14 protein-coding genes are annotated in these 15,504 nt (G+C 44.7%); 6 read left to right on the top strand and 8 right to left on the bottom strand.

Annotated features, from left to right (window positions below; all coding sequences use genetic code 11):
- Position 1 precedes the first annotated feature (1 nt).
- Both uvrC and BMX79_RS08360 read right to left on the bottom strand, forming a co-directional pair.
- Positions 2-1,792 carry an excinuclease ABC subunit UvrC gene (uvrC, locus tag BMX79_RS08365; RefSeq protein WP_091481484.1) on the bottom strand — a complete coding sequence of 597 codons (1,791 nt, stop codon included), beginning with the start codon at positions 1,790-1,792 and terminating at the stop codon, positions 2-4.
- Between the two features lie 30 nt (positions 1,793-1,822).
- On the bottom strand, positions 1,823-2,077 hold the full coding sequence (locus BMX79_RS08360; RefSeq protein ID WP_091481482.1) for a hypothetical protein: 255 nt from the start codon (positions 2,075-2,077) through the stop codon (positions 1,823-1,825).
- 199 nt (positions 2,078-2,276) lie between these two features.
- Here BMX79_RS08360 and BMX79_RS08355 point away from each other — a divergent pair, with 199 nt between their 5' ends.
- The 3 genes from BMX79_RS08355 (at position 2,277) to BMX79_RS08345 (ending at position 4,394) form a co-directional block, all read left to right on the top strand.
- Complete coding sequence (locus BMX79_RS08355; RefSeq protein ID WP_091481480.1) at positions 2,277-3,260, top strand: aldo/keto reductase; 984 nt, start codon at positions 2,277-2,279, stop codon at positions 3,258-3,260.
- A 167-nt stretch (positions 3,261-3,427) separates the two neighbouring features.
- Entirely contained in the window at positions 3,428-4,009 is a 582-nt protein-coding gene (locus BMX79_RS08350; protein WP_091481477.1) for an ECF transporter S component, read from the top strand.
- Positions 4,002-4,394: a DUF4430 domain-containing protein gene (locus BMX79_RS08345; protein WP_091481475.1), complete on the top strand. Its 393-nt coding sequence runs from the start codon at positions 4,002-4,004 to the stop codon at positions 4,392-4,394. Before BMX79_RS08350 ends, BMX79_RS08345 begins: the two co-directional genes overlap by 8 nt.
- Positions 4,395-4,483: 89 nt before the next feature.
- Here the strand turns inward: BMX79_RS08345 and BMX79_RS08340 are convergent, their stop codons facing one another.
- The 3 genes from BMX79_RS08340 to BMX79_RS08330 all read right to left on the bottom strand — a co-directional run bounded on the left by BMX79_RS08340 (position 4,484) and on the right by BMX79_RS08330 (position 7,598).
- Complete coding sequence (locus BMX79_RS08340; protein WP_091481472.1) at positions 4,484-5,230, bottom strand: alpha/beta fold hydrolase; 747 nt, start codon at positions 5,228-5,230, stop codon at positions 4,484-4,486.
- A 20-nt stretch (positions 5,231-5,250) separates the two neighbouring features.
- Positions 5,251-6,048, bottom strand: a complete 798-nt coding sequence (locus BMX79_RS08335) for an AAC(3) family N-acetyltransferase (RefSeq protein WP_091481469.1) — start codon at positions 6,046-6,048, stop codon at positions 5,251-5,253.
- Between the two features lie 326 nt (positions 6,049-6,374).
- Entirely contained in the window at positions 6,375-7,598 is a 1,224-nt protein-coding gene (locus tag BMX79_RS08330) for a 3D domain-containing protein (protein ID WP_091481467.1), read from the bottom strand.
- 321 nt (positions 7,599-7,919) lie between these two features.
- Between BMX79_RS08330 and BMX79_RS08325 the strand changes: the two genes are divergently transcribed.
- From BMX79_RS08325 to BMX79_RS08315, 3 genes are all read left to right on the top strand, one after another.
- Positions 7,920-9,470 carry a Ppx/GppA family phosphatase gene (locus BMX79_RS08325; RefSeq protein ID WP_091481464.1) on the top strand — a complete coding sequence of 517 codons (1,551 nt, stop codon included), beginning with the start codon at positions 7,920-7,922 and terminating at the stop codon, positions 9,468-9,470.
- Positions 9,471-9,485: 15 nt separating this feature from the next.
- Positions 9,486-11,621, top strand: coding sequence for an RNA degradosome polyphosphate kinase (locus BMX79_RS08320; protein WP_091481461.1), 2,136 nt, complete (start codon positions 9,486-9,488; stop codon positions 11,619-11,621).
- 128 nt (positions 11,622-11,749) lie between these two features.
- Positions 11,750-12,724, top strand: a complete 975-nt coding sequence (locus tag BMX79_RS08315) for a LacI family DNA-binding transcriptional regulator (RefSeq protein WP_170231000.1) — start codon at positions 11,750-11,752, stop codon at positions 12,722-12,724.
- Positions 12,725-12,894: 170 nt separating this feature from the next.
- On the opposite strand, the gene BMX79_RS08310 is transcribed toward BMX79_RS08315, so the two are convergent.
- The 3 genes from BMX79_RS08310 to BMX79_RS08300 are packed head-to-tail and all read right to left on the bottom strand — an operon-like array spanning position 12,895 to position 15,483.
- A complete protein-coding gene (locus tag BMX79_RS08310; protein WP_091481455.1) occupies positions 12,895-13,803 on the bottom strand; it encodes a metal ABC transporter permease in 909 nt (302 codons plus the stop codon).
- Positions 13,804-13,808: 5 nt separating this feature from the next.
- Positions 13,809-14,726, bottom strand: coding sequence for a metal ABC transporter permease (locus tag BMX79_RS08305; protein WP_091481452.1), 918 nt, complete (start codon positions 14,724-14,726; stop codon positions 13,809-13,811).
- A gap of 1 nt (position 14,727) precedes the next feature.
- Positions 14,728-15,483 (bottom strand): metal ABC transporter ATP-binding protein, encoded by a 756-nt coding sequence (locus BMX79_RS08300; RefSeq protein WP_091481429.1) that lies wholly within the window; start codon positions 15,481-15,483, stop codon positions 14,728-14,730.
- Positions 15,484-15,504 lie beyond the last annotated feature (21 nt).

Here is a 15,504-nt window from a genome sequence, read left to right as displayed (position 1 = left end):
ATTATGTTTTTGTAGCTGAATTTTCAAGTGTCTGCTTTATCCGTTCAGCGACTGGCTTGGAAATACCCAGCTTAGTCAGCTCTTCCAATTCTGCTTCACGCAGACGTTTCATTGACTTGAAATGACGCAGAACTTTCGTACGGGTTTTTGGACCCACACCCTCTATGTCATCAAGCTGACTGGTAAAGCTGTTCTTGCTCCTCACATTTCGGTGGAAGGTGATGGCAAATCTGTGGACCTCTTCCTGCACACGCTGAACAAGATGAAAAGCCTGGCTCCTCGGATCGAGAATGACCGGTTCCAGTTGATCTCCAAAAATCAGTCCGGCTGTCCGGTGCTTATTGTCCTTGACCATTCCAGCGACAGGAATCATGAGTGACAATTCATTTTGAAGAACATCCCTGGCGGCATTAACTTGAACCTTTCCTCCATCCATCATGATCAGATCGGGCAGAGGTTTCTTTTCTTTCAGCAGTCGGCTGTAGCGGCGCCGGATAACTTCCTGTGTCGTCGCATACTCGTTGCTTCCGACAACCGTTTTTATCTTATACTTTCGGTAGTTAGTTTTGTCCGGGCTCCCGTCTTTAAAGGAAACCATGGCAGATACCGGATTGGATCCCTGAATATTCGAGTGATCGAACGCTTCGATCCGTTCGATGTAAGGAAGCCCCATCGCCTGAGACAGTTCCTCGATGGCTCCGGTCGTCTTACGTTCTTTCATTTCGATCAGACGGAATTTCTCTTTCAGAGCAAGCTCACTGTTCTTCCCGGTCAGATCAAGCAGTTCTTTCTTACGCCCTTTTTTAGGCACCAGCACTTTCGTATCGAGCGTTTCTTCAAGAAGCGCCTGATCGACCGTCTCAGGTACATAGATTTCCTTCGGCTTCTGGTTATTTTTATCCTGATAATACTGCAGCATGAAACTCATCAGCTCTTCTTCTGGCGTATCATAGATTGGGAACATCGTGGCTTCGCGTTTGATTAGTGTGGCCTGACGCACAAAAAAGACCTGGATCGAGATCCAGCCTTTATCCATGTAATAATTGAAAAAGTCACGTGGCGTGAAATTGTTTGATATAATGGACTGCTTTTCAACGGTTCGTTCAATGTAGGAAATCTGATCTCTGAACTCAGCCGCTCGCTCGTAATTCATTTCTTCGGCTGCTTCCTGCATTTTATCTTTGAGATCCCGCTTGATATCTGTGACATTACCATTCAGAAATGACTTGATACGGGCGATTTGAGCATCATATTCTTCTTTTGAGACCTCATGATCGCAAGGCCCGATGCACTGACCAATATGATAATACAGACAGGCCCTTTTCTGATGACCGTTGCACTTTCTCAATGGATAGATTTTCTGAATCAGCTGTTTTGTTTCGGAAGCCGCCCAGACATCAGGGTAGGGGCCGAAATAGTAGCCCCCATCCTGTTCAACTTCTGAACTGATCACCAGCTGTGGATCCCGTTCATTAGTTATTTTAAGATAAGGATAGCTCGTTCCTCTCTTCAGCCGGATATTATACTTAGGCTGATGTTTCTGAATCAAAGTGACCTCCAGAAGAAGGGCTTCCTTGTCTGAACCGGTCACGATCGTTTCGAAGTCTACAATGTCTTCGACCAGGCGTTTTGTCTTGCCCGTATGTTCGCCTCTGAAGTAAGACCGGACCCTGTTTCTCAGATTCTTGGCCTTGCCGATATAAATGATGTCGGCATTGCTGTTTTTCATGATATAACAGCCTGGCAGATCAGTCAGCAGCTGTAGTTTGTGTTCGATGATTTCCGTAGTCAAAAAAGCACCTCCTTCTTTGAATTAGTTTTCTTATTTTATCTCTTCAAAAATATAAAGTGAGTGGAACGTATTGAAGTCAGATCGTCCCACTGTTACGTTCTTATAAATGAATGGCTCCCCAAGTTCATGCGTTCCTTTTTTCACTGCCTCGTCAACAGCATCGGCAATTTCTGCATAGAGTTCATCGATCGCCTCTTCTGACAGCTTCCCGTGCTCGGCTTCCCAGGCACTCAGAAAAGCTTCTTCGTCTTTTCCTTTGTAAAAATCGATATAATTCTCTTCCATGTTCCCCTTCACTCCTTTCAATCCTCTTAAATGTCCAATCTATTTTACCAGAAATGGGAACATTTGTCAGCCTTTCATGAGCTTCCCCATCTGTTTACTTACTAAAAGTTAATCATCACTGACAGCCTATTTTACTGAACCGCTTTCTCTCACGTGTGCTATACTACAGATACATCACAAATAATGAGGAGCGAGATAAATGAAATACAATGCATTAGGAAATTCCGGCTTATCCGTCAGCGAACTTGGCTTCGGTACATGGGCGATCGGCGGTGACTGGGGCACACATAGTGACGAAGAAGCGCTGAAAGGCCTTGATCGTGCAATGGACGCCGGTGTCAACTTTTTTGACACTGCTGATGTCTATGGCGGAGGCCACAGTGAAGAACTGCTCGCTAAAGCTACTAAAGGCAAAGAAGATAAGATTCATATTGCAACAAAATTTATCCGTAACGGGGACATCAATGACCCGTCCAATTATTCTGAAGAACTGATCAGAAGCTATCTGGAAAACAGCTTGAGGCGTCTGAACAGAGAACAGATTGATCTGTATCAGATTCACTGTGCTCCTCTGGATATGCTTAAAAATACAGATGTCTTTCCTATTCTGGATAAACTGAAACAGGAAGGCAAAATCCGAAGTTACGGCGTGAGCGTTGAAACAGATGAAGAAGGGCTTTATGTACTTGAACATACAGATGCCAGTGCTCTTCAAGTCATCTTCAATCTATTAAGACAAAAACCGCTTAAAGAACTGTTTCCGAAAGCACAGGAAACAGGCGTGGGTATACTTGCCCGTGTCCCTCTGGCAAGTGGACTGTTGACCGGGAAGTTTTCCAAGGATCATTCTTTCGAAGAAAATGATCACCGGAACTTCAATAAAGATGGGAATGCCTTCAATGTAGGTGAAACGTTCGGCGGTCTGCCCTTCGAAACTGGGGTGGAGCTGAGCGATCAGCTGAAATGGATCGGAGATGACCGTGGCAGCATGACACGTGCTGCACTTAAATGGGTCATGCAGCAGGAAGCTGTCACCAGTGTCATTCCCGGATTCAAAAATGAACAGCAAGTGATCGACAATCTCAAGTCTCTCGATGTGCCTCCTTTCTCTAAAGACGAACTGGAGAAACTCAACACATTCTACTGGAATAATGTTCATGACCACATCCGTGGTGCCTATTAATCCTTAGATAAACTTTTCGCGTCCCCTTTCATATGAACTGGGGCGCGTTTTTCTCATTGTCTTTCACTGCATTCTTTTGTATGATAGAAAACAGTACGTTAAAAAGTGGATCTGAAATGGATGCTTTAGTTGATGAAGCCATTACTGACTCTTAAGGAGGATGCCGTATGACTGGACAGTCAAAATTTAACAGGTCTCCGGCTTCTGGAAGAACATATGCTCTGACAAGGATCGCCTTACTGACCAGTCTGGTCTCTGTCGGACGGCTGACTTTTTCATTTATTCCTAATGTTCAGCCGATGACTGTTCTTCTGATATGTATCACTTTTTATTATGGCTGGAAGATGGGGCTGACGGTCGCTCTACTCTCCGTGCTCATCACCAACTTGTATCTGGGTATGGGCCCATGGACGGTGGCTCAGATTGGCGGGTTTACTGCACTTATTCTGCTTTCTCATGTGTTTAAAGACAGCCATCGGAACACACCGCTTATCTTTCTGCAGATTTACGTAGCCTTTCTAGGCATTCTATACGGTCTAGTAGTGTCAGTTATACAGGCGCCTGTCATTGGCTGGAATATTCTTCTGCCCTACTACCTGTCAGGACTTAGTTATGATCTGCTTCATGCTGCAGGAAATGCAGTCTTTTTCCCCATCCTCTACCAGGCTTGTATGAGAGTCTTTAAAATGGCGGATACATCAGCTCTCAAGAAACGTTCCACTCAAAAAAAAGGAGAAACGAATGAATAAAAAAGAAAAATACCTGATTGGTGTGTCCGTTTTTGTGATCCTGCTAGTTCTAGGACTATGGTATTCAGGACTTGCATCCAATAACCCGACAACTGCTGACCTGGATAAAGAAATTAACATGACAATAGTAGCCGACGGTGAAATCATTACCGAAGATACTCTAGATGTCGCTGACGATTCTACTCTACTGGATATCATGAGTCAGCACTATGATCTGGTTGTGACAGATGATGGCTTTATTGAGTCTATCGAAGGCATAGATCAGGTTCGTGAAGAAAATCTTTTCTGGGTATATGAAGTCAATGATGAAACTATCAATGAGGGTGCCGCGGACTTCGTTCCCGAAGAAGGCGACCACATCGTGTGGGAGCTGACAGCCTTTTAGTCCATACATCGTTATAAAAAACACCTCTGCTGTCCCTTTCAGTTACTACACTGGTCGGGGAACAGAGGTGTTTTTTGCTGATCAGATGTTCAGGATTCGCTGACCATTTCCCTGACAAAAAACGAAGTGATTTCATCCATTGTCGGACCTTTGACCAGATGCTTCTCGTCTTCTTTAATGAACCTGATATTTGGAATCTGGTTTTCCTTAATAAAGGCCGCCGTATCTTCGTAAGGAACGATGTGATCCTGCGTGCCGTGCCAGAACAGAAGAGGGCGTCCGGCCAGCGTTTCAGGCCTCAAGGACAAGTCATACGAAGGAATCCATGACAGAAGCGATTCATAATCATTAGGGTAAAATCGGTTCATTTCTGCTGCCCTTGTCAGGATTCTGTCACGGTAAGCGACCGGTTTCGGAGAACCCATGACACAAGCCGCAGCTTTGATTTCCGGATTGTGCGTCAGGAGTGCACAGGTCGTGAATCCCCCCATAGACACCCCTCCTACACCAATACGGTCGTCAGCCAATCCAAGCTTCTTAAAGTGATTGACGATAAAGCCAAATTCAAACAGATTGGTATGGATACTTTGCCAGAATGTCAGCGAAGGGATACGGGTCATTTCCTGGTATCGGTCCCCATGATTGGCTGCATCCGGTAGAAGGACCCGAAAACCGGCCTGTGCCAGTTTTCTTCCCTGGGTCAGGACCAGCTCCTTAGCTGACTGCCAGCCGTGATAATAGACTATCAGTGGGAGCAGCTCATTTCTATTTGATTTTTGAACCACTTCCAGGAGAGGGATGGTTCCAAGGGTTCGTTTTCTGATCGTCAGTTTCATAAATCCGCCTCTTTTCCAGCTTAGTTCATTCGTTTGTTTCTAAAATAACAGCGCCACTCAGGCTCCAGCGGCTTATTCTCCGTAAACAGCTCGGGGTTCTTTTCCAGCAGTTCGGTCAGCAGCGCCGTCGTCAACTGCGCATCTACAACCCTAGTTTCTGCATCTCCGAACCGACCGGTTTTCATCGCCCCTTCTTCAATAAGCAGATCATTGACTTTCCAGAAATGCTCAGACCACGACAGCCCGCAGTGACGACGTGAGGGCACCCGAACTTTTTCTCCAGAATTGAGGACACTAAAAAGAGCTTCATAATTGTCAGTCATTCTATCAGGGATGTCCAGCCACTCTTCAATGCCATGTATAAAGGTGTTTCTAGTCAGATCTACACCAATCAGTAAGATTTGTGCCTGTCTGTCAACAATTCTCCCCCAGACCGACTCTCTTGCGCATGGAGTCTCATGCTTATATTCACCTGCTGTAAAAGCATCCGCCTCTTTCCCCATAGCTGCTACTGAATGAGTCGGATGTTCTGAGCGTATCGTATTCTCCCGGTTTCTGAACAGTTCGGTCAAAACACCTACATTGGACGGAGACTTATTCACATCGAAGACTGGGTTGTCCTTGCTGATGTATCTCCATGTATGAGTCGGAAGGACAAGCAGACCGTCTGCCATATAGTCACTTAAGGCATCCAGTACTGTATCGGCTCGTCCATCTACCTCTCCTATGCTTTTATAGGACGAGTGAACCAGCAGTGTCCCTTCTTTTTCAATCCCCATCTGGTCGAGACAAGCCATTAAATCTTTTTTAGAATACATGCTATTCTCCTTGTTCATTAGTCAACTCTATTTCAGAGTCTCTTTCTCTTTAGATTAAACACCATTCCATTTTATAAAGCAACTAAGTCTTCTTTATCTGGTGACGATTGATGACCTCCTTGAAATCAGCATCCACTTGATTCAGTGCCTTCTCATAACTTAATAAAGACAGCTTCAGTTCTATCACAAAAGGCTGGGCCTGCTGAACTTATCTTGAATTAGACAACTCCATAATCTGACCGAATTTACTTAGTCTGATGCAGTAAAAAACCCATTGGAGAAGTAATATTCTCCAATGGGCCGATTTCTATAAGAATTTAATGAAATTAATCCAGTACACGAATGGTTACGCTTCGTCTTCCCCAGCTCAGTGCTTCTCCTACTGTCTGGAAATGGATATCAATGATGTTTCCTCTAATTGCTCCACCAGTGTCTCCGGCAATATAAACGCCCATGCCTTCAACTTCTACCATTGATCCTAGTGGAATAACAGAAGGATCAACTGCAATAACGCGCGGATTAATTCTCAAATCGATGCCGGTTGCCGTATGTGTGCTTAAGTTAGGCTGCTTAGTTGAATACCCTGTAGCCTGAACACGTAACGTTCTACCGGAACTTTTTTCCGGTTCAGCAGGAGCTGGTGCAGGAGCTGTGCTGCTGTTTGAATTTGAGTTTGAATTTACGTTTGAACTCGAATTATTACTTGAACTTGAATTTGAAGATGAGCTGTTTGATGAATTCTGTTCCGCAGCCTGTGCACTAGAATTGATTGAAGAAGAAACAGATACTTCAGTTTGCTGTTCAGCTTCTGCTCTTGCAGCGGCACGCGCAGCTCTTTCCTCTTCTTCTTTCTGTGCAGCTGCTCTCGCAGCTTCTTCTCTAGCCACTCGACGTGCTTCTTCGATTCTCGCTTCTTCTACTGCTTCTCTTTCGATCAGTTCAGTCAGCTGAGACTGATTATCTCTGATCAGAGCCTGCAGCTCGGAAACTTTTCCGTCAAAGACTTCTTTCTGTGAGGCGGCAAGTTCTCGTCTCTCTTCCAGTTCCTGCTGTGCTGTTTCAAGTTCTTCCTGCAGAGCTACTAGAACCTGAACTTCTTCTTCAGCCAGTTCCAGCTGCTGATTACCTGCATCTGTCAGACGCATAATAACAAGGGCACGGTTGAATAAATCAGATAGGCTTTCAGATTCAAGTATAGTCAATACAATATTCTGCGTGGATTCATTTAACTGAAGAGACTGAAGACGCTGTTTTGCCTGTTCCATTCTGGCCTCAACGATTTCTTCCTGTGCTGCCACTTCAGATTCAGTTTGACCGATTTCTTCCAGCTTTTCCTCGATTTCAACATCCAGTTCAGCTAGTTCGGTGCTCAATACGCTCACTTCTTCCAGCACGGTATTGACTTCCTTTTGTAATGAATCGATTTCATCTTGAGTTTGTTCCTGCTGCTCCCGAATAGCTTCTAGCGTCTGGGCTGATGCAGTGGTTATTTGACCTAAGGACAGGAAGGCCAGTACTGCTACAACCATCCCCACTATATTCTTTTTCATCGCTTAAAGAACAATCCTTTCTCTTTTGAATTTGAGATATCTTAAAATAAGTTGTTCAATGCCACGCTATTATACCGAGAAATTGCATGAAGTACATTTCTATATCCTTACAATTTGTTACAGAAATTCAAAATATTCATACATATTAACCGACATATCTGTACTTATTGTAATTAAACCCGGTTATGGTATCGCTTTCTATCTTTTTGTAATATAATCGTAAAAAAGGTCTGATTTTAGACATAGCCTTCCTGCTTTTAGTATGATTAAGTTAAGAAATCAAGCAGTTTTAAAGACAAAAAGGAGATTGGAGCGTGCATTATGGCTAATGAACGGTTTGGACTAATAGATGTGGGATCAAATACAATACGGCTGGTCATCTTCGAAATGGACGACTATCAGGGCGTGACCGAGCTGCAGAATATCAAGACACCTGCCCGCCTGGTCCAGTATCTGGACGACAGCAAGAAGATGTCTGATGAGGGGATCGACTTACTCCTGGCTGTCCTCAGAAGTTTCACTGAAATAGCTGAACGCTACTCTATAAAGGATATGAAGGTAATAGCTACTGCCGCTGTTCGTCAATCGGTGAACCGGGATGAGATCATCCATCAGGTAAAAGACGAGCTTCAACTTGATCTGGAGCTCCTTGCGGAAGAAAAAGAAGCCTATTACGGAAACTATGCTGTCCGGCATACTATGGATCTTATGGATGGAATCAGCATTGATATCGGTGGGGGGAGTACTGAACTGACCCTTTTCAAAGACAAGGAAGTGAAGGAAGTACACAGTTTCCCTTTCGGAACGGTTTCTCTCAGACGTCAGTTTTTCTCAGACAAAAAGCACAATGATAAAAAAGCTATCGAGAAAGCGACTCAGTGGATCAGAGATCAGTTCAGACAGCTGGACTGGGTTCCTGATGCGCAGGTGCCTCTAATCGGAATCGGCGGGTCAGCACGTAACTATGCTGAAATCAACCAGCGTCAGATCGATTATCCGATAGCCGGTATCCATGAGTACCAGATGACACCGGAGGAACTGGAAAACACCTTTGATCTGCTTGTAAAAAGCTCCATGAAAGACTTGAGCGATCTTGATGGCTTAAGTGAAGATCGCCGGGACATCATCATTCCAGCAGGAATCGTCTTCAAAGAACTAGTTAATGTGATGGCTGCGCCAAGCTTTGCCATTAGTAACAGAGGTCTGCGTGAAGGCATCATCCTTGAACGTCTGAATAAAGAGTACAGGGAGCCTTATGATCTTTACGGTGTGAAGCGACAGACCGTTCAACGCCTGTTCAAACAGTATGATATCCGCCCGATCAGTGCCCATCAGCGAATCATGCTCGCTGACCAGCTCATTACTCTTCTTAAGGAAAAAGGTATTCTCAAAGTCAGTGACGAGCAGCTCTATCTTCTTCATTATGGAGCGACCTTATATTATCTCGGCAGTTATATAGAAGATGATTCCAAATCGCAGCATACATTCTACATCATTTCCAATACGAATCTTCATGGATTCAGTCATAAAGACCGGGTCAGACTGGCTCTACTGGCCAGCTATAAAAACAAATCACTGTTCAAGCAATATGTAAAAACTGTAGACGACTGGTTCAGCGAGGATGAAAAAGAAGCCTTGCTTCATCTGGGATGCATCATCAAGTTTGCGGAGGCGCTGAATGATTCACATGTCAATTTCGTTCAGGAGATGGCTCTCGAGGAAGACGGGGATGATTACCGTCTGGATGTGACATATATGGGTGACGCCATTGCAGAAGAATATCGGGTAAACAAGCATAAAAACCATTTCGAACGGGTTCTTGGCAAACCACTGACTATTTCACTTAAGAGTGTGACTGAAGGCTCTATATAAAGCGGAGGAATAAGTATGAGCAGTAAAGAAATCTTGATTGATAATCCGATTTACTTCCAGAACAGAGAACTGTCCTGGCTTGATTTTAATGCCCGTGTCGTAGAAGAAGCGAACGATCCTGCCAATCCTATATTGGAGCAGCTGACTTTTTTATCCATAGGGTCCTCAAATCTGGATGAATTCTATAAAGTCAGAGTCGCTGGTCTTCAGGATCAGCAGAAAATGGGTGTTGAAGAGCCGGACACGAAAAAAATGTGGTCTCCTAAAAAGCAGCTTCAGGAAATCACTAAGAAAAACCGGATCAATGTACGCCGCCAGTATGATCTGTTCGATCTTAAAAGAAAGCAGCTGAATGAAAAAGGACTTTATTTCAAATCAGTCCGGGAACTGAACGAAAGCGATAAGAATAAAGCCCGAGCGATCTTCGAAAGGGAAATTAAGCCGGCTATCACTCCTTACGGCATCGATGCTTATCGGCCCTTTCCACATTTAAGCGATGGTGTGTTGCACTTGTTCGTCAAACTGAAGCGGTCCGGTGAGCCCTTCATAGCTATCGTGCCCGTTCCGGAACGTCTGTCCAGGGTTTATGCTGTTCATAACAATGAGCATACGTATCTCCTGCTGATCGAAGACCTGATCTATTCGTTTCTGTCTGATCTCTTCAAAGGCTATGATGTCACGTATTCCTTCACTTTCAGGATCACACGAAATGCCGATCTGGAGATTCAGGAAGAAGGCGCAGAGGATCTGCTCTCGGCCATTGAAGACTATCTGGAAAAACGTAAAAACGGGATGGCGGTAAGGCTCGAAATAGACCGGAGAGAAAGTGCAGTTTCAGTTAATGAAGATGTCGCCTTGCTTAAAAAAGCTCTATCTATCAAGCAACGGGATATTTACACCCTGAATGGCCCGCTGGATCTCACTTTTTTAAGTGAAGTTATCCCTCTTTTGAAAGAACAGGGAATAACAGAATCCTTCAAGCCTTTTAAGCCGTCTTATCCATCTGAGCTGAAAAAGCAGTCAGTCTATTCCCTGGCAAGGAAAAAGGATCTGTTTTTCCATCATCCTTTTGATGCCTTTGACCCGATCATCTCCTTTGTCAGGGAAGCAGCCGAAGACGACCGGACAGTGTCCATCAAGCAGACTCTTTACAGGGTCAGTGATGATTCCCCTTTAGTTGAAGCACTGAAAAATGCAGCAAAGAAAGGCATACAAGTGACTGTTCTCGTAGAACTGAAAGCCCGGTTCGATGAAGCGAATAATGTTCACTGGGCCAAGGAGCTGGAAGAAGCGGGAGCTCATATATTATATGGTGTAAAAGGTCTGAAGACCCACAGCAAGGCCACTCTGGTCATAAAAAAAGAGACGGACGGGTTCAGGCGTTATGTCCATCTTGGGACTGGAAACTATAATGAACAGACCGCTCGACTCTATACGGACATGGGGCTTATTACATCCAATAACGAAATCACTCAGGATGTGTTCGATTTCTTCAATTATCTGAGCGGGTATTCGGATCAGCCTGACTATCACTACCTTCATGTTTCTCCTTTCGATATCAGGGATGCATTCATTGAAAATATTGAAAAGGAAATTAAACTGCATACCCGATATGGAAACGGCCATATCATTGCTAAAATGAATTCATTGACCGACAAGAAAATGCTGCTCAAACTGTATGAAGCCAGTCAGGCAGGCGTCAAAATCGAGCTGATTGTCAGAGGGATCTGCTGCCTGATTCCGGGCATCCCTGGTATAAGTGAAAACATTACGGTGAGAAGCATTGTGGGCCGCTTTCTTGAACATAGTCGTGTCTATTACTTCTATCATAATGGTGAGGAAAACCTTTACCTCTCTTCTGCCGATATGATGACACGAAACATGATCAAGCGTGTTGAAATAGCCTTTCCAGTACTTGAACCCCTTTTGAAATCTCATATTCTCTCTATCCTCAAGCTTTATCTCTATGACAATACGAAAGCCTGGATATTGACTAGTGACGGGCTGTATAAAAAAGCTTCTCTAAGTGACAAAGCCGTTCATGCTCAAAATGAACTCCTGTCCATCAGCAGTGAACAGGAAAAGGTTAAGGAAAATCCTCCCTCTTCAAATAAATGGCTCACCTACTTCTCTGCTCTGTTCAGCAGATAATCCATTACACCTGCTCGTCATGTATCAAGGAGCTTAAGATTCTCCAGGATACATACCGGGCAGTTTTTTCATTTTCACAGGTTATAAGAATATCTGATATAATGAATGCAAGGAAAGAAGGTGCACGAATGCCAACTATATTGGATATTGCCCGACACGCCGGGGTGTCATCCGCTACTGTTTCCCGCGTCATCAATTCAAGCGGGTATGTTGGAGAAGAGACCCGACGTAAAGTAGAAGAGGCCATTGAACAGCTGAACTACAGCCCAAACAAAAATGCCCAGCATCTGAGAACAGGATCTACTAAAAACTTAGGGATCATCAGTACACAGTTCAATGATACTGCAGTAGCCCGTATCAACTCATTTATCTCTACAGCTTATGCGAACGGCTATACAACGACTCTCTTCGTTACAAACGGGGATAAAAAAAGAGAACGGGAAGCTTTTGATCTTCTGAAATCCAAACAGCTGGACGGCATTTTCCTGATTTACCGCGCCAATGACTGGTCTGTTCTGGAAAAGTATGCATCCTTTGGCCCAGTCGTCACCTTACACAATGTCGATTCAGAGCAGATTCCTTCTGTTTTCATCGATCACTATAAAGGACATCGCCTTGCTCTCGACTATCTCTGGGAAACCGGCTGTCGTCAGATCGTCAATTTATACGGCACAGCTAAAGGACTGAATACCCAGCGGCGGATCGATGCTTATGCAGACTTCTGCAGAGACCATCAGATTGATCCGCATCACTCTGAGCTGTTCATCGATACGGTCACAGCAGAAAAAGTCGATGCCTTTACCCTATGGTACGAATCTGCTGAAGTCAAGCCAGATGCAGTGGTCACTCATTCTGATTCCATTGCAGCTCTTGTCGTTTCCCGACTTAGAAGGAAAGGGCTTCGTGTACCTGAAGACATATCAGTCATCGGATTCGACAACTTGGATGTCAGCGATGTGATGGATATGACAACCATTGATTATTCGATAGAAGAACAGGGAAACAATGCCTGCCGTCTGCTTCTTCAGACACTGAATCAGCCAACCGATGCACTCAAGCCGTTGTCTTTCAGACTAATCAAACGAAGCACGACGCTAAAATAAGAAAAGCTTCGCGTGCCGTTCAGCCTCGACACGTCAACAGTTAAGCCACATACTTACTTAATATAAAATAAAAAAATCTGGATCGTGAGCAGCCCTGACCCATAACAGCAGGGGCTCATGATCCAGATTTATTTTGCTTCTTCAAGATATTTTTCTACCGACCAATCTGATCAGCTTATTTCCTTAAGACGCTGATCGATTTTCTTCTGTTCTCTTTTTCGGTTGACCGTCGCTTTGATCAGTCCTTTTTCCGGAGAAAAAACAAAGACAAGTAAAGTTGTGACTCCTGTCACCACAGCAATCATTCCTGCAATCGTCGTATCAAGCATAAAGGCCAGCCTCACTCCTGCTGTACTGTTGATCACTGCCATTACAGCTGTCAGACCAATCATGATATGCAGCTTATTTGTCAGTAGAAAGGCCGCCAGCGGAGGCCCGACCATAAATCCCACAACTAAAATGGATCCTACAGAATCGTAGGCCCCAACTGCTGTCAGAGAAACAAGGGTCATCAGCCCATAGTGAATAAGGACCGGGGAGAATCCCAGCGCTGCAGCAAATCCTGCGTCAAATGTTGTAATTTTAAGCTCTTTATAGAACAATCCAATAAAGAGACTGTTGATCAGCAGGATGACCAGCATTGTCCAGAGCGCTCTCGGTCCTACATCTAAACCGAAAAGCATCAGACGTCTGAAAGGCGCAAAGGCCAGTTCGCCCATCAAGACAGAATCTTCATCCAGATGGACGTTTCCTGCATAGCGTGTGATCAGAATGATCGCTATACTGAAAAATAATGGAAAGACAATACCGATAGCTGCATCGTTGGACAAGAGTTTAGTCTGCTGGAGCGCTTCTATTGACCAGACTGTCGCCACCCCGACAAGCGTAGCTCCGATCATCAAAAGAGGCGAATTCAGATCCTGTGTAACGAAGAAGGCCAGAACGATTCCAAGCAGAACAGTATGTGTGATCGCATCGGATACCATCGTAGTACCTCTCAATACCAGAAAGACACCTGGAAGTGCACAGGCGACGGCAACAACAATCGCTATCAGGGTTATTTCATTGATCATGCTCATCGCGCTCACTCCTCCAGACTTCTGATCTGTTTCATAAATACTTTCTGTCTCTTTTTGTAGGCCACGTGTCTAGCCAGAATTCCCCTTTTAGGAGATATGAAGAGGCTGAGAAACACAAATAGACTGACAACGACTACGATCGACGGACCTGTCGGTATTCGAGTCCCCATAGAGCTGATAAAGGTACCCGTCACACCGGAAACAAAACCAATACCGGCTGCCAGCAGCATGACCAGACTCAACCGGTTCGTCCATTGACGGGCAGCTACTGACGGACCGATCAGCAAAGCACTGATCAAAATGACTCCTACTGATTCCAGTCCTAAAATAATGGTTACGACAATCATTGTGGACAGGAGAGATTCAACAATCTTACCTGAGAAACCTAATGTCCGTCCAAACATTGGATCAAATGTAAACACTTTAAATTCCTTCCAGAATAAGGCCACCAGAATCAGCAGGACCAGCCCAGTCAGACCGATCATCTGGACATCGCTTCGAAGCATAGCGCTGGCCTGCCCGAAAATAAAGTTACTCAGTCCAGCCTGCTGCGCGTTCGGATTATTCTGGATCGATGTCAGGATGACAAGGCCCAGCCCAAAGAAGCTGGACAGGATCAGGGACAAGGCACTGTCGAGTTTGACCACGGTCTTCCTGCTCATTGTCTGAATAATGACTGTAGCGATCAATCCTGAAATGATTGCCCCAAGCATCAGTACAGACAGTTCTTTTCTTTGGATAAGAATAAAGCCGATCCCTATTCCAGGTAAAGCTGCATGACTTAGTGCATCCCCCAGCAGACTTTCTTTCCTTAAGGTCGCATAGGTTCCGATCACTCCGCTTAACAGCCCTAAGAAGCCGGTGCCTAAAGCAACGACTTGAAACGTATAGTCATTCAGCAGAAATCTGATCTGTTCCAGCATATCAGTCTTCACCTTCTCCCAGGTTTCGGTCCTGATGATAGGTTTCATCAATATTTTCTTTAGTAAACGCCTCTTCAACCGGTCCTTGTGCAATGACTTCCCGATTAATGAACACGACATCATCAAAATAGTCTTCTACCGTCTGCAAGTCATGATGGACCACAATAACGGTCTTGCCCTGTTCAACCAGTTTTTTCAGCAGTTTCATGATGATACGTTCAGTTTTCATATCAACGCCCGAGAGCGGTTCGTCCATAATATAGATGTCTGCTTCCTGTGCCAGCGCACGCGCCAGAAACACACGCTGCCTCTGACCGCCAGACAGCTGACTGATCTGACGGGAGGCAAAAGTTGGAAGTCCGACTTTTAAAAGCATCTGTTTGGCTAAATCTTTATCTTTCTTTCTTGGTCGCTTCAGCCAGCCAAGGTGGCCATATCTGCCCATCAGAACGACATCCAGAACGGTAGCCGGGAAATCCCAGTCGACTGATGTATTCTGAGGGACATAGGCTACGCTGTTTTTCACTTTCTTATAAGGAACGTTCTGTTCATCCTGTATGGAAAAGGCCACTGTTCCAGTGATAGGTTGAAGAAAATTCAATACTGATTTAATCAGAGTCGACTTTCCTGCCCCATTTGGACCAATGATCGCCGTCAGACGGCCTTCTTTAAATCCTGTGGTAATATTCCACAAGACCGGCCTCGCATCATAAGCGACCGTCAAATGTTCGATTGAAATTGCCTGTTTATCTTCCACACCTGTTCCTTCTTTCTGTTA

The sequence above is a fragment of the Alkalibacterium pelagium genome (assembly GCF_900109325.1).
GTDB classification, from domain to species: Bacteria; Bacillota; Bacilli; order Lactobacillales; family Carnobacteriaceae_A; genus Alkalibacterium; species Alkalibacterium pelagium.
This window is presented reverse-complemented; position numbering and strand designations above follow the sequence as displayed.